Below are 17,759 nucleotides of genomic sequence, written 5' to 3' on the forward strand. Positions count from 1 at the left end.
CGGATCCTCACGACAGCTCTCCGGCCTCCACCTGGCGCCGTACGGCGATGTAGCGCTGGGCGACCGTGATCACGCTGGCGATGGAGAGCACCCACAGGCCGATCGCCAGGACGTACGGCACGCCGAGGCCGGTCAGTCCGATCGCGACCAGGCTGACGATCAGGCGCTCGCCGCGCTCGGCGATGCCGATCGTGGCGTTGAGGCCCATGCCTTCCGCGCGGGCGCGCGCGTACGACACGAGCACCCCCGAGATCAGGCAGAACAGGGCGAGGCAGACGAGGAGCATGTCGTTGTGATCCCGGCCGGCGTAGCGCAGGATCAGCCCCGTGAAGATCGCCGCGTCCGAGACGCGGTCCATGTTGGAGTCGAGGAAGGCGCCGAAACGGCTCGTCTTCCCGGTCACCCGCGCCACGGCCCCGTCGAACAGGTCGAAGAAGACGAAGATCGTAATGACGATCGTCCCCCAGAAGAACTGTCCGAAGGGGTAGAAGGCCAGCGCGCCGACGACGACCCCGAGGGTGCCGATGATGGTGACCGTGTTGGGTGTCACGCCGGTGCGGGCCAGCGCGTGTCCGACCGGCGAGGTGACCCGTGAGAGCGCCGGCCGTATTTGGTTGAGCATTCCCGTCCTTGTCATGTGATGCGGTTGCGGTGTTCACGCTCGTGACTGCGCGCGCAACCGGCGGATCCCGCCCGATCGTGCCCGAACTCCCCCGGCGGGCCAATCGTAGTGCGTGACGTCGGCCCAGGTGGGAAGGGCTGAATACAGGAGGACTCGAGCGTTTGCCGGTCACCCCCTTGTGATATGCGGCCAAGACCGTAAGGGTGGTGACCACGGGTGTGGCGCCCGTCACACCCAGGTCTCCCAATGGAGGTGGGCGCGTGGCGGATAAAGCTGGTCCCCAAGGAGCCGCCGGCAGGGCACCATCGGTCGACCAACCCGAGAAGATACGCAATATCGCGTTGGTCGGCCATTCCGGGGCGGGGAAGACGACTCTCGTCGAGGCGCTGCTCGCTGCGACCGGTACGATCCAGCGGCCCGGTCGCGTCGAGGACGGCTCGACGGTCAGTGACTACGACGAAGTGGAGATGCGCCAGCAGCGCTCGGTGAACCTCTCCCTGGCGTCGTTCGAGCACGCGGGCATCAAGGTCAACCTGCTGGACACCCCCGGCTACGCCGACTTCGTCGGCGACCTGCGCGCCGGGCTGCGCGCCGCGGACGCCGCGCTGTTCGTGGTCTCGGCGGTCGACGGCATCGACGGCGTCACGCGCAACCTGTGGGAGGAGTGCGCCGCGGTCGGCATGCCGCGCGCCGTGGTCATCACCAAGATCGACCAGCAGCGGGGCGACTTCGACGAGGTGCTGACCGAGTGCCAGGACGCCTTCGGTGAGGGAGTCCTGCCGTGTTACTTCCCGTGCGAGGCGGGCCTGATCGCACTGCTCTCGCAGAAGTGCCTCGACTACTCCTCCGGCACCCGCACCGAGCGCGAGCCCGACGCGGAGTTCCTGGACCGCCTGTCCGAGCAGCGCGGCGCGCTGATCGAGGGCATCATCCAGGAGAGCGAGGACGAGACCCTCATGGACCGCTACCTGTCCGGTGAGGAGATCGACGTCAAGGCGCTCGTGGAGGACCTGGAGAAGGCGGTCGCGCGCGGCAGTTTCTACCCGGTCCTCACCGCCTCCGTGCCCCACGGCGACCACCCCGGCCCGGTGATCGGCATGATGGAGCTGCTCGAGGTGATCACGCAGGCGTTCCCGTCGCCGCTGGAGCACGGCATCCCGGAGGTGACCACGACCGACGGCTCGCCGGCCGGCGCCCTGACCTGCGACGCCGACGGGCCGCTCGTGGCCGAGGTGGTCAAGACGGCCTCCGACCCGTACGTCGGGCGGATCTCGCTGGTCCGGGTGTTCAGCGGCACGCTCACGCCCGACGCCACGGTCCACGTCTCCGGGCACGGCATGGAGGACCGCGGGCACGAGGACCACGACATCGACGAACGCGTCGGCGCGCTGACCTCGCCGCTCGGCAAGGTGCAACGCACGGTCTCCTCCTGCGTGGCCGGCGACATCTGCGCGGTGGCCAAGCTCACCCACGCCGAGACCGGCGACACGATCTCGGCCAAGGAGCAGCCGCTGCTGATGGCGCCGTGGTCGATGCCGGACCCGTTGCTGCCGACGGCGATCCAGGCCAAGTCGAAGGCCGATGAGGACAAGCTGTCCCAGGCGCTGGGGCGGCTCGTGGCCGAGGACCCGACGCTGCGGCTGGAGAACAACTCCGAGACCCGCCAGCTGGTGCTGTGGAACATGGGCGAGGCCCACGCCGACGTGCTGCTGGACCGGCTGAGCAGCCGCTACGGCGTCGAGGTCGAGACCGTGCCGCTGCGGGTGCCGCTGCGCGAGACGTTCGGCGGCACGGCCCAGGGCCTCGGCCGGCACGTCAAGCAGAGCGGCGGGCACGGGCAGTACGCCATCTGCCACATCGAGGTGGAGCCACTGTCGTCGGGCACGGGCTTCGAGTTCGCCGACAAGATCGTCGGCGGCGTCGTGCCGCGGCAGTTCATCCCGTCGGTCGAGAAGGGCGTGCGCATCCAGATGGACCGCGGCGTCTCGGCCGGATACCCGATGGTCGACATCAAGGTGACCCTGTACGACGGCAAGGCGCACTCGGTCGACTCCTCCGACATGGCCTTCCAGACGGCGGGCCAGCTCGCCCTCAAGGACGCCGCCGCCAAGGCGAAGGTCCTGCTGCTCGAGCCGGTGGACGAGGTCGCGGTGCTCGTGGCCGACGACTACGTCGGCGCGGTGATGTCGGACCTGTCGTCGCGGCGCGGGCGCGTGCTGGGCAGCGAGACGGTCGCGGGCGGCCGCTGCCTCATCAAGGCGGAGGTGCCGCAGCTGGAGATCACGCGGTACGCGATCGACCTGCGGTCCATGTCGCACGGCACGGGCACGTTCAGCCGGACGTTCCTGCGGTACGAGCCGCTGCCGTCGCAGCTCGCCGACAAGGTGATCGCCGACTCGTGAGCCGCGGCCGGCCCCGTGTCCTCCGTGAGGGCCACGGGGCCGGCGCGTCTCCTCCTCACGGCAGACCCACGTTCGTCCTCGCGGATGACGCGGCGTTAACCAGCGGTTTGCGACCATCTCCTGTATGGGCGATACGGGGGCCGTCGAGCCGAAGAGCTCGCGGCGGTCGGTGCTGCGGGCGCTGACCGGAGCAGGGACGATCGCGGGGCTGGCGGCGGGCGCGGCCGGCACGATGGGCGGGCTCGCGGCGGGCGGGTTACTCGACGACGCCGACGCGATGCCGGGAACGCCCGTCTCGGCGATCGGCGTGCCGACGGACGGGCCCTGGCGCCCCTCCCCCGCCCACGTCGACGTCTCCTGGGCGGTCGACACGTCGCAGCGGCTGGTGGCCCTGACGTTCGACGACGGGCCGATGCCGAACTGGACGCCGATGGTGCACGACATTCTCGACGAGGCGCGGATCCCCGCGACGTTCTTCCTCGTCGGGCAGCGTGTGCAGGAGAACGCGCGGCTGATCCACGGTCGTATGGACCGGCACGCGGTCGGCAACCACACCTGGGCGCACAAGGACCTGACCCGCATGACCCACCCGCAGGCGTACCGGGCGATGCACCGGGCGCACACCACGATCGCCGAGGTCACCGGCAAGGAGCCGGAACTGCTGCGGCCCCCGATGGGCAACATCGGCGGCACCACGCTGAGCGCCGCGGGCGCGCTCGGCTACCACGTGGTGCTGTGGTCGCTGAAGATGCGGGAGTCGTATCTCGGGCACCCGCCCGGGCGCCTCATCGACTACATCGTCGACAACACCGAGCCCGGCACCATCCTGCTCGCCCACGACACCGGCCACCGCGACCGCCTGATCGCCATCCGCGGACTGCCCGCGATGATCCGCGGCCTGCGGGCGAAGGGGTTCGAGTTCGTCACCGTTCCCGACCTGCTCGCCGCAGCGGGCACCGGGGCCGCCAAGACCTGACCAGGGCCGCTCAGCCGGCCGGGCCGCCCGCCCCGGGGCGTTCGGACGGGGGCAGCCCGCACGCGGGAGTGCCGCCGGGCAGGCGGAAGCGGTTGACGGTGACGAGGTGGTAGACGCCCGCGGCGATCCAGCGGACCGGCGGCACGCGGATCAGCAGGCCGAGCGGCCGCCAGAGACCGCCCGCGTCGATGAGGAGGCTCGCGATCGCCTGCGCGCCGCCGCGTACGCGGCCCGGCTCCGCCCAGAGCACCTCGCCGCTCGCGCGTTCGGCGGTCGTGCCGAGCGCCGCCAGGTCCGCCGACTGGTACGGGCTCATCCGCGCCTTCGTCGGGATGTGCCGCTCGATGAACCGCGCCGAGGCCGTGCAGAAGCCGCAGTCGCCGTCGTACAGCAGGATCGGGCGCATGAGGGGGGCTGCCCGCTCAGTCCAGGGGCCAGGCGTCCGCGATGATCTGGCGGGTGTCGCGGAGCAGCTGCGGCAGCACGCGGGTCTGGCCGATGACCGGCATGAAGTTGGTGTCGCCGCCCCAGCGGGGGACGACGTGCTGGTGGAGGTGGGCGGCGATGCCGGCGCCCGCGACGGTGCCGAGGTTCATGCCGACGTTGAAGCCGTGCGCGCCGCTCGCCTTGCGCAGCGCGGTCAGGGACCGCTTGGTGAGCAGTGCCAGCTCCGCGGTCTCGGCCTCGTCGAGTTCGGTGTAGTCGCTCACGTGGCGGAACGGGCACACGAGCAGATGCCCGGAGTTGTACGGGTACAGGTTGAGCACCGCGTAGGCGTACTCCCCGCGCCGGACGACCAGGCCCTCCTCGTCGTCCATCCTGGGGATCTCGCAGAACGGGCAGCCGTCGTCCGGGCCCAAGCCGGTGGGCTTGCTCTCTCCCTTGATGTACGCCATCCGGTGGGGAGTCCACAGACGCTGGAACTGGTCGGGGTCCCCGACGCCGAACTGCTCCTCAGGCTTGGGCTCGGTCATGCCAGAAGCATAGGACCGCCCGGACCGCCCCGCCCCGCCCGGGTGACCCGGCCAACGTGGAACGACCCGGCGACGAGGTGAGTTCCGGCGTGGAAGGTGCGCCCCGCCCATGCGGATGGGACGATCCGTCGATCAGGGATCGGGACGGTGCGGGCGATGGTCCCGCCGGTCAGAAGGGATGACGACGCATGAGGACCATCATCGTGGCCTCGGCACTTTCGCTGATCATCGGGTTGCTGGCCACGCCCGTCTGGATTCGCGTCGTGCGCCGGCTCGGTTACGGCCAGATGGTGCGTGAGGAGGGCCCGCAGGCCCATCTCAGCAAACGCGGCACGCCCACGATGGGCGGCACCGTGTTGATCGTCGCCGCGCTCGCCGGGTACGCGATCGCGCACCTGGCCACGCTCACGCCGCCGACCGTCTCCGGCGTGCTCGTCCTGTTCTTGATGGCGGGCCTCGGCCTGGTCGGCTTCGTCGACGACTACATCAAGGTCTTCAAGCAGCGCAGCCTGGGCCTGCGCAGTGGCGCGAAGATGATCGGCATCCTCATCGTCGGCGTGGTCTTCGCGCTGCTGTCGCTGCGGTTCCCCGACGAGTACGCCATCACCCCCGCCACCACTCACCTGTCGTTCCTGCGCGACTTCGGGCCCTCTCTCGGCTCCCTGCCCTTCGTGCTCTGGGCGCTCGCCATGATCGCCGGCACGTCCAACGCGGTGAACCTCACCGATGGGCTGGACGGTCTCGCCGCCGGCGCGGTGGGCATGGTGCTCGGCGCGTACATCCTGATCAGCGACCGGCAGCTCCGTGGCAGTTGCAAGCTCACGCTCGAACCCCACTGCTACACGGTCCGCGACCCGCTCGACCTCGCCGTGGTCGCCGCCGCGGCGCTCGGCGCCCTGATCGGTTTCCTGTGGTGGAACGCCCCGCCGGCCAAGGTCTTCATGGGCGACACCGGGTCGCTCGCGCTCGGCGGCGTCATCGTCGGCCTCGCCCTGAGCACCCAGACCGAGATGCTCCTGGTCATCCTCGCCGGACTGCCGGTGATCATCACCCTGTCGGTGATCGTCCAGGTCGGCTCCTTCAAGATGACGAGGAGACGCGTCTTCAAGATGGCCCCGCTACAGCACCACTTCGAGCTCTCCGGCTGGGCCGAGACCACCATCGTGGTGCGGTTCTGGCTGGTCTCGGCGCTCTGCGTGGCCACCGGCCTGGCCCTCTTCTACCTGGACAGCCCGCACTTCCTGTTCCCTCTTTGACCGGCTGTCCGGGTGACCCGGCCCGTACGGAACGATCGCCAAGAATGTGGCTTTTGACGCCAAATGGGCGTCGCGTCGGCGAAGATGGGGCCACCTACGGGAGGCATCATGACCGTGTTCGCTGACGGGGTTCCCGAAGTTCCAGCGCAGGGGCAGGCCCCCGCTCAGGCCGAGGAGCAGGTCAACGTCCTGGTGACGGACCCTCCGCCCGGCCTGCCGCCGGCGCAGCTCGCCGCGCAGGTAAAGGGACGCATCGACATCGAGGACGAGGTCGTCGAGAAGGTCGCCGGACTGGCCGCGATCGAGGTCGAGGGCGTCGCCGACCTAGGCGGCGACGTCGCACGCGCCGTGGAGAGTGTCCGCGAGCGCATTGGCATCGGTCATCGGCGCGGCGACCAGGGCGTCAAGGCGCGGATCGACGGGCGCGAGGTCTCGATCGAGGTGACCATCGTGATCGAGTACGGCCACGTGGTCATGGACGTGGCCCGCCAGGTCAAGACGAACGTCGCCATCCAGACCAACCGGATGCTCGGCCTGCGGGTGGTCGAGGTCAACGTGATCGTCGACGACGTACGGATGCCGGCGGCGGCCAGACCCGCCGAACCGGCCGGGGACGACGACCAGCGGCTCACGATCGGCTGATCTCACCCGGACCCGCGCCCTTGGGAACCGTCGCCCGCGGGCCGCGCGTACGGCGCGGCCCGCCAGGTGTCGCTCAGACCTGCACGCGCTCCTCGACGGCCTTGGCGATCTCTTCGATCGCGTCGGCGACGGGAACGGCATTGTTCTGCTCACCGCTGCGGTAGCGGAACGACACCGCGCCCTTGGCCACGTCGTCGTCGCCCGCGAGCAGCATGTACGGGACCTTCTGCTTCTGCGCGTTGCGGATCTTCTTCTGCATCCGGTCGGAGGAGGTGTCGACCTCCACCCGGATGCCGCGCTCGCGCAGCCGCGCGGCGACCTGCTCCAGGTGCGGCACGTGGTCGTCGGAGATCGGGATGCCCACCACCTGCACCGGCGCCAGCCAGGGCGGCAGCGCGCCCGCGTAGTGCTCCAGCAGCACGCCGAAGAACCGCTCGATCGAGCCGAACAGCGCCCGGTGGATCATCACCGGCTGCTGCCGGGTGCCGTCGGCGGCCTGGTACTCGAGGCCGAAGCGCTTCGGCTGGTTGAAGTCGACCTGGATGGTCGACAGCTGCCAGGTGCGGCCGATGGCGTCCTTGGCCTGCACGGAGATCTTCGGCCCGTAGAACGCCGCGCCGCCCGGGTCGGCGACCAGGTCGAGCCCGGACTCGTCGGCGGCCTCCCGCAGCGCGGCGGTGGCCTCGTCCCAGTCCTCCTGGGACCCGATGAACTTCTCCGACTCGTCGCGGGTGGACAGCTCCAGGAAGAACTCGCTGAGGCCGTAGTCGCGCAGCAGGTCGAGCACGAAGGTGAGGAGGTTCTTCAGCTCCCCGACCATCTGCTCCTTGGTGCAGTAGATGTGGGAGTCGTCCTGGGTCATGCCGCGTACGCGGGTGAGCCCGTGCACGACGCCGGACTTCTCGTACCGGTACACGGTGCCGAACTCGAACAGCCGGAGCGGCAGCTCACGGTAGGACCGCCCGCGCGCCCGGAAGATCAGGTTGTGCATCGGGCAGTTCATCGGCTTGAGGTAGTACTCCGCGCCGTCGAGCTCCATCGGCGGGAACATGTCGTCCTTGTACCAGCCGAGGTGCCCCGAGGTGTTGAACAGGTCGCCCTTGGTGATGTGCGGGGTGTTGACGAACTCGTACCCGCCCTGCTCGTGGCGCCGGCGGGAGTAGTCCTCCATGACCCGGCGGACGATGCCGCCCTTGGGGTGGAAGACCGCGAGACCACTGCCGATGTCGTTCGGGAAGGAGAACAGGTCGAGCTCGGCACCGAGCCTGCGGTGATCCCGCTTCTCGGCCTCCTCCAGCATCTTCAGGTAGGCGTCCTGCCGTTCGCGCGACTCCCAGGCGGTGCCGTAGATCCGCTGCAGCTGGGGGTTCTTCTCGCTGCCGCGCCAGTACGCGCCGCCGGAGCGCATCAGCTTGAACGCCGGGATCACGCGGGTGCTGGGCAGGTGCGGGCCGCGACACAGGTCCTTCCAGCACAGCTCGCCGGTCTTGGCGTCGAGGTTGTCGTAGATGGTCAGCTCTCCCCCGCCGACCTCGACGCTCTCCTCGTCGGCGGCCTTGCCCTTGAGGCCGATCAGCTCCAGCTTGTACGGCTCGTCGGCGAGCTCCTCGCGGGCGCCGTCGTCGGTGACGGCCCGGCGGGAGAAGGCCTGGCCCTGCTTGACGATCTCGCGCATGCGCTTCTCGATGCGCTTGAGGTCCTCGGGCTGGAACGGCTGTTCGACGTCGAAGTCGTAGTAGAAGCCGTTCTCCACCGGCGGGCCGATGCCCAGCCGGGCCTTGGGGAACAGCTCCTGCACGGCCTGGGCCATGACGTGCGCCGCCGAGTGGCGGACGATGGCGAGGCCCTCGTCGGAGCCGATCTCGATGGGCTCGACGACGTCGCCGTCGGCGAGGACGTGCGCCAGGTCGCGGGCCTGCCCGCCCACGCGGGCCGCGATGACGGTGCGGCCGTCGGCCTCGAGCGCCTCACCCGCAGTGGTGCCTGCCGCCACCACACGCTCGTCTCCGCCGAGGGTGATGCGCAGTTCAGACACGGGATCTCCTCGATGGTCAGTGATATCGACATCGAATGCTACCGACTGTGCGCCGGCGTGGGACGCGTCGTGCTCCATGGTCAACTTCCTCCTGTCGGCGGGAGCGGCCACGGGACGCGACGAGGCCCCGGGATCGCTCCCGGGGCCTCGTCGTCGCGTCGGTCAGTGCGCGCGAGCGATGCGCCGGGGAGTCCCCGGCGTCGTCGTCACCTGCACGCCTGGCATGTGCCCAGGTTAACCGATCCGGGCGCCGCGCGCCCGGGTAAAAGGAGTCCCGCGCCGGGTTCGTGCACGTGACCGGTATCGGGCGGTAAGCTGAGTGTCGCGAAGGGGAGTAGTCCCGCTCGCCGGCCATCGACATACTGGAGCACTCGCTCCCGGTGCCCGGGCCCCTCTGGGGTGGACGAGACCTTCGGCCAATGGGTGACGTCTGTCGCCGTGGGCCGGGGTCTCTTTCTCGTCTCACGGCAACATGATCGATGGGATTCTCATGCTGCACGTGGTGACCCTCCTTGCGTGTGCGGTCGCGATCTACCTTTCCTGCGAGTGGTTCGTCAACGCGGTCGAGTGGCTGGGACTGCGCCTGAAGGTCGGCCCGCTCGCGGTCGGCACGGTGCTGGCGGCCTTCGGGACCGCCCTGCCCGAGAGCGTCGTCACGTTCGTGGCGGTCGTCTTCGGTTCCGGGTCCGAGCAGAAGGACATCGGGGTCGGGGCGGCCATGGGCGGCCCGCTGGCCCTCGCCACGGCGGCGTACGGGGTGACGGGCTTCATGCTCCTGACCCGCCGCCGCAAGGTGGCCTCCGCGGAAACGAACGCCGCACGCGGCGAGGACGTCGGCGACACGCGGAAGCTGGCCCGTGACCAGCGCTGGTTCCTGACGATCTTCGTGGTCAAGGTGGCGCTCGGGCTGGTCACCTTCGCGTTCAAGCCCGCGCTCGGGCTGCTCTTCTTCGCCGCGTACGGCGTCTACTTCTGGCGCGAGCTGCGCGCGGAGCCCGGCGGCGGGGACGACGTGGTCGACCTCGAGCCGCTGCGCCTGCAGCGGCGCCGCGCGACGCCGGCCACCTGGGCGGTCGTCACCCAGGCCCTCGTCACCCTGGTGATCATCTTCGTGGCCTCGCAGCTGTTCGTGCACGCACTGGAGGCGATCGGGCCGATGATCGGCCTGCCCGCGGCGGTGACCGCGCTGCTGCTCTCTCCGATCGCCACCGAGCTGCCCGAGATCATGAACGCCATCATCTGGGTCCGCCAGGGCAAGACCCACCTCGCCCTGGCGAACATCAGCGGCGCGATGATGATCCAGGCGACCGTCCCCTCCGGGCTGGGCATCCTGTTCACGCGCTGGCGCTTCGACGGCCCGCTGCTGCTGTCCGGGGTCGTCACGATCATCGCGATACTTTTCTTGCTGGTCGCGCTGAACACGGGCCGCTTCACCGGCCGTACGCTCACGTGGGCGGCGGCCTTCTACGGGGTGTTCGCGGCCTGCCTGATCCCGATCCTGGTCTGAGCGTTCAGGATTTGGCGAGGCGGCTGCGCACGTCGTCCATGTCGAGGGCGCGCACCTGCTCGATCAGGTTCTCCAGGGCCGGCTCGGGCAGCGCGCCCGGCTGGGCGAAGACGATGACGCCGTCGCGGATCGCCATGATCGTGGGGATCGAGGTGATGTCGAACCGCGCGGCCAGGTCCTGCTCGGCCTCGGTGTCGACCTTGCCGAAGACGATGTCCTCGTGCGTTTCGGCCGCCTTCTCGTAGACGGGCGCGAACATCCGGCACGGGCCGCACCAGCTCGCCCAGAAATCGACCAGCACGATGCCCTCGCCGGCCGCCGTCTTGTCAAAGTTCGCGGCGGTCAGTGTGGTCGTGGCCATCTCGTCAGCTCCTCGGCTCGTAACGGTGCGGCACCCGACGCGTGCCGCACATGCGAGAACAGCCCGTGCGCCCGGCTCATTCCGCCGGGGCCACGGCGCGGGCCGGCAGACACCCCACATGCCATCGGACGTCGCGACGGGAGACGGCTGGCCGCGGCCACTCTAGGCCACCGCCGGCCTGTTCCGAAGCTGCCCGGGACACAGGGTTCGGCTCTCGCGGGTCGCCGATGGACCTGCTCCGACCGGGCGCGAATCGCACCACCCGTTGCTACATGTCTGCCGGCCTTTTGGCTGATCAGCAGGTCAGCAGCACATGGAGGAGCTGCTCTTGGTCGATGCGGGAGTGTCGGTGGAGGCCGAGGCTGAGACGGCGCCGGCGGCTCCAAAGGCGACAAGCCAGCCAACTAGCGCGAGCAGGATCAGGGCCAGGCCCCTGCGCAGGTGTGACATTCTTTTCTATCCTTTCGTGTTGTTCTGTCACTTTCTTGTAGAGGCGGGCGGGATGCCAAGTCAAGAATCGCTGGGCGAACGGATCCGTAACCTGCGGCTGCGAAGGAACATGTCGCAGGCGCAGCTCGCGTGGCCGGAACTCTCCGACAGCTATGTGTCACTCATTGAAAGCGGCAAGCGGACTCCGGCGCCCAGCATGGTGGCTCTCCTGGCCCGCAAGCTCGACTGCTCCGCGGCCTACCTGACGACGGGGGTCACCGAGGAGGCGATGACCGGGCTGCAGGAAACTCTTCGGTACGCCAAGATCGCCCTGGAGAACGGCGCCACCGAGGAGGCTCGCGCGTGCTTCGCCGAGGTGCTCACCCACCCGGCGCTCGCCGACCTGCCCGCCCTCGCGCACGAGGCGCGCTGGGGGCACGCCCTCGCGCTGGAGGCGACGGGTGACCTGGACGAGGCGATCGTCGAGCTCAACCGGGCCGCCGAGCTGATCTCGCCGCACTCCGACCCCGACCCGTGGGCCGAGCTGCACATCGCGCTGAGCCGCTGCCACCGTGAGCGCGGCGACTTCGCCATCGCCATCGATGTCGGCGAGGCCGCGCTGCGGAGCCTGTCCGACACGACCGGCCAGTGGTCCGACTCGATGGTGATGCTCGGCGCCACCGTTCTCGCCGCGTACATCCTCCGCGGGGACCTGGCGTACGCCAACCAGTTCGCGCAGAGCCTCATCGACCGGGCCGAGGCGATCGGCAGTCCGAAGGCGCTCATGGCGGCGTACTGGAACGCGGGCTTCGTCGCCGAGTCCCGCGGCGAGTACGACCACGCGCTCCGGCTCGCCGAACGCGCCATGGCGCTGCTCGGCGAGGAGGACGACCCGCGTAACCTCAGCCGGATCCGCAACGCCTACGCGATCTTCCTGCTCGACGCGCACCCCGAGCGCGCGGAAGAGGCCAAGGAGGTGCTGCTCAAGGCCGAGCGCGGCCTGGACGCCAGCTCCGCCAGCACGGTCGACCTGAGCCTGAACTTCACCGTCCAGGCCCGCGCCGAGCTCCTGCTCGGCCGCCCGGAGGAGGCGGCGGCGCTGGCGCGCCGCGCGCTCGACCTCCTGGAGAGCCCCGGCGGCATCACGACCGCGAACGCCTACATCGCCCTGGGCGAGGCGTACGAGCGCCTGGGACAGCGTGAGGAGGCCGTGATGGCCCTCTCACAGGCCGGGGAGTACCTGGAGAAGATGGACGCGCATCGTCCGGCGGCTCGTGCGTGGTTCGGCCTGGCCGAGCTGCTGGGCGCGGCCGGGCGGCCCGACGGCCAGAAGGCCGCCTTCCAGCGCGCCCTGTCCTGCATGGACCTGTGAGGACGTCACCATCGACCTTCGCCCGTTCTTCCCTCACCGTAAGGAGCTCGTGACCGCACGGATCTTCGATGAGGCCGCTGACGGCTCGCCCGACGCACAGAACCCGGACGCGCGGTGTCCTCCATGGAACCGCGCGTCCGCGCGTTGCGTCTCTGATCTTGTACGCTCATCCAGACTTTCTGGATAGACGCTGAGAAAAGCCTGAAATCGGAGGGCAACGTGAAGGTCAAGCGGCTTCGTAAGGCGACCGTGGCGGGCATGGCACTGGTGCCGGCACTTCTGGGACTCTCGGCCTGCGGCCACTCCCACCACCACGTCGTCCACCACCACGTCGTCGTCCACCACCGCGTGGTCCACCACGTCGTCCGCCACCACTGACCGACCTCAGGCGGGGCCCATCGACGGGCCCCGCTCCTGACCGGTGGCACTGACCACGCCGGTGAACCGGTCCCTTACCCGAATTCGGCCCATCCGGTGAAGCACCTGGTCACACCGGCACGGAGGCCATGACGAAAGGCCGCCCGGCCGCTGACCCGGGCGAGAAGACCAGTGCACGCCACGTCCATGGTCAGTACAGCTAGGAACGCTCCTGGGGCAGCAGGTCCAGGCGGCGCAGGATCACACCTTCGCGCAGCGCCCACGGGCAGACGGCGGCCTCGGCGACGCCCAGGAGGTCCATCGCGGCGTCCGCCACGATCGCGCCGGCCGGGAGCTGCGGGGCGCGGCCCTGGGAGACGCCCGGGAGCTCCGCGCGTTCGGCCGCGGTCATGGACGGCAGCCGTTCGGCCCAGTCGGTGACCTGGTGGTGGGACAGCACGCGGCGGACGAGAGGCCCCTGGTTGGAGGGGGCCGCGCCGGCGATGCGGGAGAGCTGGCGGAACGTCTTGGAGGTCGCCACGGCGTGGTCGGGCGCGCCGTACCGGACCACACCACCGACCTCGCGGGCGATCGTCGTACGGACGTGCTTGCGGAGCTGGCGCACCTCTTCGGGCGGCGGCGGATCGGCGGTGAACCAGTCGCGAGTCAGGCGGCCGGCGCCCAGCGGCAGGGACACGGCCGCGTCGGGCTCCTCGTCGGCGCCGGAGGCGATCTCCAGGGAGCCGCCGCCGATGTCCAGGACCAGCAGCCGCCCGGACGACCAGCCGAACCAGCGGCGCGCGGCCAGGAACGTCAGCCGCGCCTCGTCCTCCCCCGACAGCACCGGGATGTCGATGCCGCTGTGGTCGCGGATGTCGCCGAGGACCTCCTCGCCGTTCACCGCCTCGCGGATCGCCGAGGTGGCGAAGGCGACGACCTCCTCGACGCCCTTGTCCTCGGCGACGCGGAGAGCGTCGTCGACGAACGCGCGCAACCGGTGGGCGCCCGCCTCGGACAGCCGGTCGCCGTCGTCCAGGTGCGCGGCGAGCCGCAGTTCGTTCTTATGTGAGAAGGCCGGCAACGGCGCCGCGCCCTGGTGTGCGTCCACGACCAGCAGGTGCACGGTATTGGAGCCCACATCGAGGACACCGAGTCTCATAAGTTAGAAGCTATCGGTTCACCCAGCGTCCTTTTCAGCAACCGAGCGCACTTTTCGGCAGATGTCGCCGTGCCACCCGCTCGCGTCGCCGGTCACGGCAGCCAGGACACGTGCCCGTGCAGGAGCGTGTATCCGACGAACGTCACGCCGTCGATGAGCGTGTGCGCGACGATCAGCGGCGTCGCACGGCCCCAGCGCTGGTAGAGCCGGCCGAAGATCACACCCATCACCACGTTGCCGGCGAAGCCGCCGAAGCCCTGGTACAGGTGGTACGAGCCGCGCAGCAGCGCGCTGACCGTCAGGGCGCGACCCGGCCGCCAGCCGAGCTGGGAGAGCCGGTGCAGCAGGTAACCGGCGACCAGCACCTCCTCCAGCACGCCGTTCTGCGCGGCGGCCAGCAGGAGCACGGGAACGCGCCACCACACCGGCGGCAGCTGCGCGGGCACGACGGTGAGGTTCGCGCCGGAGTGGTAGGCGATCAGGTACAGCGCCAGCCCGCCGCCGCCGATCACCGCGGCCAGCGCGGCGCCGCGCACGGCGTCCTGCGCCGGCCGGCGCCGGTCGACGCCGAGAGTGGCGAGCGACTCCCCCGAGCGCACCAGCAGGTACGCCACGAGGGCCACGGGCGCCACCGCGACGGCGATGTTGAACAGCTGGAAGGCGAGGTCGATCCAGGGGCGGCCGGGCGCGAGGGAGCCGACCAGCAGCGCCTTCTGGCGGGCCAGCGGCTTGGGCGCCGTGAGGGAGGCGATGAGCTGCAACAGCGCGCTGACGCCGCTGGCCCCGAGCGAGAGGGCGAAGACCACCCAGATCTCGGCGGTGAGCAGCCGCCGGCTCACCACGGGCGCCTCCGGGGCCAGCGTCACGCGGTCCACCGGACGCCGGGACACGGGCGAGGCTCAGCGTCCGGCCGCGGAACGCCCGCGACCGGCGGGAGGATACGGGTCACAACGCGCACCGTAGCAGCAGGTCAGGGCAGCCACCGGGGATCACGCTTCTCCAGGAAGGCGGCGATGCCCTCCTTGGCCTCGTCGGAGCCGAAGCGCTCGGCGGACAGCTCCGCCATCCGGGCGAAGCCCTCCTCGACCGTCATGGCCGGCACCGTGCGCGGCAGCCGCTTGGCGATGGCCAGGGCCTCCGGGGCGCCGCGCAGGAGCATCCCGGTGTAGTGGGCCACCGCGGCGTCCAGCTCCTCGGCCGGGACGGCGCGGTTGATCAGGCCGATCTCCTGGGCGCGGCGCGCGTCGAAGACCTCTCCGGTGAGGAAGTACTCGGCCGCCGCGCGGGGGTCCATGCGCCGCAGGCACGTCACCGCGATCATGGCGGGCACGACTCCCAGGCGGACCTCGGTGAAGGCGAACGTCGCGGTGTCCGGGGCGACCGCGAGGTCGCAGGCGGTCACCAGGCCGAGCCCGCCCGCCCGCGCCGGGCCGTTGAGGCGGGCCACGACCGGCTTGGGACTGTCCCAGATGAGCCCGACGAGGCCGGGCACGTCCGGCGGGGGCTCGCCGGCCGACTGCTCCTTCAGGTCGGCGCCCGCGCAGAACACCGTGCCGGTGCCGGTCAGCACGATGACCCGGACGCCGTCGTCGCCGAGCGCGGTCGTCAGCGCCTCGCGCAGCTCGGCGACGAGACGCCGGGACAGGGCGTTGCGGTTGCGCGGCGAGTCAAGGGTGATCGTCGCCGTGCCGCCGTCCTCGGCGTACCGGACGAGGGGATCCATGGTTACTCCTCCGTGACGACGGCGAGGACCGCGCCGGTCTCGACCTGGGCTCCGACCTCGGCGTGCAGCGCGGTCACCACGCCGCCCGCCGGGGCGAGGATCTGGTGTTCCATCTTCATCGCCTCCAGCCACAGCATCGGCTGGCCGCGTTCGACCGTGTCGCCCTCGCTCACCGCGACCCGGATCACCGAGCCGGGCATGGGCGCGAGCAGGGTGCCGGGCGCCACCTGCTCGGCGGGGTCGGGCAAACGCTCGACCCGCGTGAACGTCACCGCGCCGAGCACCGAGTCGACGTACACCCCGTGCCCGTGCCGCGCGACCGTGAATCGCAGGCGTACGCCCCCGGCCGTCAGGACGACCGCGTCCGGGGAGGCGGAGACGAGCGAGACGTCCTCGTGCCCCTCGGCGACCAGGCCCGCGCGCGTGAGGCGGTAGGCGACCTCGTGCACGGTCCCGGACTCGTCGAAGGCGACGCGTTGGGGCTGTGAGGGCACGTTGCGCCAGCCGCTCGGCAGGCCGCCCAGCACGGTGGCCTCCGCGCGGTTGGCGGCGGCCTGGGCGAGCGCGGCGGCCAGCGCGGACAGCCGTACGGTCCCGGCATCGGCGCGGCGGCCGGTGGTGTCGTGGCGGTCGAGGAAGCCCGTGTCGGTGGCGCCGGCGAGGAACGCCTCGTGCCGGAGTGCGGCGACGAGCTGGTCGCGGTTGGTCACCGGGCCGTGGACGCGCGTTCCGGCCAGCGCCGCGGCCAGACGCCGGGCGGCCGCGCCGCGGGTGGGCGCGTACGCGATCACTTTGGCGAGCATCGGGTCGTAGTGGGTGGAGATCACGCTGCCGGACACGACGCCGGAGTCCAGCCGCAGCCCGTACGCGCCGGGCACGCGGAACTCCGCGTCCACGCCGGGGACGGCGAACGTGTGCAGGGCGCCGCTGTGCGGCCGGTACCCCTCCGCGGGATCCTCGGCGTAGAGACGTGCCTCGATCGCGTGGCCGGACGGGCGCGGCGGGTCCTTCAGCGCGGTGCCCTCGGCCACCTCGATCTGCAGGGCCACCAGGTCCACGCCGTACACGCACTCGGTGACCGGATGCTCCACCTGGAGACGCGTGTTGACCTCCAGGAAGAAGAAACCGCCGTCCGGGGCCAGCATGAACTCCACGGTGCCGGCGCCCTCGTAGCCGATCGCGCGGGCGGCCGCGGCGGCCGCCTCGCACAGGCGCTGGCGCAGCGCGGTGTCGATCGCGGGTGAGGGCGCCTCCTCGATCACCTTCTGGTGGCGGCGCTGGATCGAGCACTCCCGCTCCCCCAGCGTCCAGACCGTGCCGTGGGTGTCGGCGAGCACCTGCACCTCGATGTGGCGCGCGCCGGTCAGCAGCGGCTCGCAGAAGACGGCCGGATCGCCGAACGCCGACTCCGCCTCGCGGCGCGCCGACTCCAGCGCCCCGGCCAGCTCGGCGGCGTCCCGCACCACCCGCATGCCGCGTCCACCGCCTCCCGCCGACGCCTTGATGAGCACGGGGAAGTCGCTGACCGCGCCGGGATCGAGGTCGGGCAGCACGGGCACGCCCGCCTCGCGCATGAGCCGCTTGGCCTCGGTCTTGAGGCCCATCGCCGCGATCGCCTTCGGCGGCGGGCCCACCCACGTCAGGCCGGCGGCGAGGACCGCCTCGGCGAACGCGGCGTTCTCGGACAGGAATCCGTACCCCGGGTGGACCGCGTCCGCGCCCGCGGCCCGCGCGGCGTCGAGGATCGCCTTCTGGTCCAGGTACGTCTCGGCGGGCGACGCGCCGGGCAGGCGCACGGCGCGGTCGGCCTCGGTCGCGTGCGGCAGGGCGGCGTCCGGGTCGGAGAACACCGCGACGGTCTCGATGCCGAGATCGCGGCAGGTACGGAAGACCCGGCGGGCGATCTCGCCCCGGTTGGCCACCAGCAGTCTGGAGATCATTCGC

16 protein-coding genes are annotated in these 17,759 nt (G+C 70.9%); 7 read left to right on the top strand and 9 right to left on the bottom strand.

From position 1 onward, the window contains the following. Nucleotides 1-7: 7 nt before the first annotated feature. A complete protein-coding gene (gene pgsA / locus QSK37_RS09150; RefSeq protein ID WP_285618989.1) occupies nucleotides 8-622 on the bottom strand; it encodes a phosphatidylinositol phosphate synthase in 615 nt (204 codons plus the stop codon). A gap of 260 nt (nucleotides 623-882) precedes the next feature. Between pgsA and QSK37_RS09155 the strand changes: the two genes are divergently transcribed. Both QSK37_RS09155 and QSK37_RS09160 read left to right on the top strand, forming a co-directional pair. Next, nucleotides 883-3,024, top strand: coding sequence for an elongation factor G-like protein EF-G2 (locus QSK37_RS09155; protein ID WP_285618991.1), 2,142 nt, complete (start codon nucleotides 883-885; stop codon nucleotides 3,022-3,024). Between the two features lie 124 nt (nucleotides 3,025-3,148). Then, a complete protein-coding gene (locus QSK37_RS09160; RefSeq protein WP_285618993.1) occupies nucleotides 3,149-4,000 on the top strand; it encodes a polysaccharide deacetylase family protein in 852 nt (283 codons plus the stop codon). A 10-nt stretch (nucleotides 4,001-4,010) separates the two neighbouring features. Here QSK37_RS09160 and QSK37_RS09165 read toward each other — a convergent pair whose 3' ends face one another. Both QSK37_RS09165 and QSK37_RS09170 read right to left on the bottom strand, forming a co-directional pair. Continuing rightward, nucleotides 4,011-4,406, bottom strand: a complete 396-nt coding sequence (locus QSK37_RS09165) for a thiol-disulfide oxidoreductase DCC family protein (protein ID WP_285581391.1) — start codon at nucleotides 4,404-4,406, stop codon at nucleotides 4,011-4,013. Nucleotides 4,407-4,422: 16 nt separating this feature from the next. Then, the gene (locus tag QSK37_RS09170) at nucleotides 4,423-4,974 is read right to left on the bottom strand and encodes an HIT family protein (RefSeq protein ID WP_285618997.1); all 552 of its coding nucleotides are present in this window, start codon (nucleotides 4,972-4,974) and stop codon (nucleotides 4,423-4,425) included. Between the two features lie 188 nt (nucleotides 4,975-5,162). Between QSK37_RS09170 and mraY the strand changes: the two genes are divergently transcribed. Together mraY and QSK37_RS09180 are read left to right on the top strand one after the other, a co-directional pair. After that, nucleotides 5,163-6,230: a phospho-N-acetylmuramoyl-pentapeptide-transferase gene (mraY, locus tag QSK37_RS09175; protein WP_285618998.1), complete on the top strand. Its 1,068-nt coding sequence runs from the start codon at nucleotides 5,163-5,165 to the stop codon at nucleotides 6,228-6,230. Between the two features lie 108 nt (nucleotides 6,231-6,338). Then, nucleotides 6,339-6,872 carry an Asp23/Gls24 family envelope stress response protein gene (locus QSK37_RS09180; RefSeq protein WP_285618999.1) on the top strand — a complete coding sequence of 178 codons (534 nt, stop codon included), beginning with the start codon at nucleotides 6,339-6,341 and terminating at the stop codon, nucleotides 6,870-6,872. A 73-nt stretch (nucleotides 6,873-6,945) separates the two neighbouring features. Here QSK37_RS09180 and thrS read toward each other — a convergent pair whose 3' ends face one another. Further along, complete coding sequence (thrS, locus tag QSK37_RS09185; protein WP_285619000.1) at nucleotides 6,946-8,907, bottom strand: threonine--tRNA ligase; 1,962 nt, start codon at nucleotides 8,905-8,907, stop codon at nucleotides 6,946-6,948. A 502-nt stretch (nucleotides 8,908-9,409) separates the two neighbouring features. On the opposite strand from thrS, the gene QSK37_RS09190 reads away from it, so the two are divergent. Beyond that, entirely contained in the window at nucleotides 9,410-10,414 is a 1,005-nt protein-coding gene (locus QSK37_RS09190; RefSeq protein ID WP_285619001.1) for a sodium:calcium antiporter, read from the top strand. A gap of 4 nt (nucleotides 10,415-10,418) precedes the next feature. Here the strand turns inward: QSK37_RS09190 and trxA are convergent, their stop codons facing one another. Further along, nucleotides 10,419-10,775 (bottom strand): thioredoxin, encoded by a 357-nt coding sequence (gene trxA, locus QSK37_RS09195; protein ID WP_285581382.1) that lies wholly within the window; start codon nucleotides 10,773-10,775, stop codon nucleotides 10,419-10,421. Nucleotides 10,776-11,277: 502 nt separating this feature from the next. Between trxA and QSK37_RS09200 the strand changes: the two genes are divergently transcribed. Continuing rightward, a complete protein-coding gene (locus tag QSK37_RS09200) occupies nucleotides 11,278-12,576 on the top strand; it encodes a tetratricopeptide repeat protein (RefSeq protein ID WP_285619002.1) in 1,299 nt (432 codons plus the stop codon). 219 nt (nucleotides 12,577-12,795) lie between these two features. Further along, nucleotides 12,796-12,954: a hypothetical protein gene (locus QSK37_RS09205; protein ID WP_285581379.1), complete on the top strand. Its 159-nt coding sequence runs from the start codon at nucleotides 12,796-12,798 to the stop codon at nucleotides 12,952-12,954. Between the two features lie 199 nt (nucleotides 12,955-13,153). Here QSK37_RS09205 and QSK37_RS09210 read toward each other — a convergent pair whose 3' ends face one another. The 4 genes from QSK37_RS09210 to QSK37_RS09225 form a co-directional block, all read right to left on the bottom strand. Then, nucleotides 13,154-14,092 (bottom strand): Ppx/GppA family phosphatase, encoded by a 939-nt coding sequence (locus QSK37_RS09210; RefSeq protein WP_285619003.1) that lies wholly within the window; start codon nucleotides 14,090-14,092, stop codon nucleotides 13,154-13,156. 92 nt (nucleotides 14,093-14,184) lie between these two features. Continuing rightward, nucleotides 14,185-14,958 carry a CPBP family intramembrane glutamic endopeptidase gene (locus tag QSK37_RS09215; protein WP_285619004.1) on the bottom strand — a complete coding sequence of 258 codons (774 nt, stop codon included), beginning with the start codon at nucleotides 14,956-14,958 and terminating at the stop codon, nucleotides 14,185-14,187. A gap of 104 nt (nucleotides 14,959-15,062) precedes the next feature. Then, the gene (locus QSK37_RS09220; protein WP_285581375.1) at nucleotides 15,063-15,815 is read right to left on the bottom strand and encodes an enoyl-CoA hydratase-related protein; all 753 of its coding nucleotides are present in this window, start codon (nucleotides 15,813-15,815) and stop codon (nucleotides 15,063-15,065) included. A 2-nt stretch (nucleotides 15,816-15,817) separates the two neighbouring features. Beyond that, on the bottom strand, nucleotides 15,818-17,755 hold the full coding sequence (locus QSK37_RS09225; protein ID WP_285619005.1) for an acetyl/propionyl/methylcrotonyl-CoA carboxylase subunit alpha: 1,938 nt from the start codon (nucleotides 17,753-17,755) through the stop codon (nucleotides 15,818-15,820). Between the last annotated feature and the right edge of the window lie 4 nt (nucleotides 17,756-17,759).

This window comes from Actinoallomurus iriomotensis, assembly GCF_030269445.1.
In the GTDB taxonomy this organism is placed as follows: Bacteria; Actinomycetota; Actinomycetes; order Streptosporangiales; family Streptosporangiaceae; genus Actinoallomurus; species Actinoallomurus iriomotensis.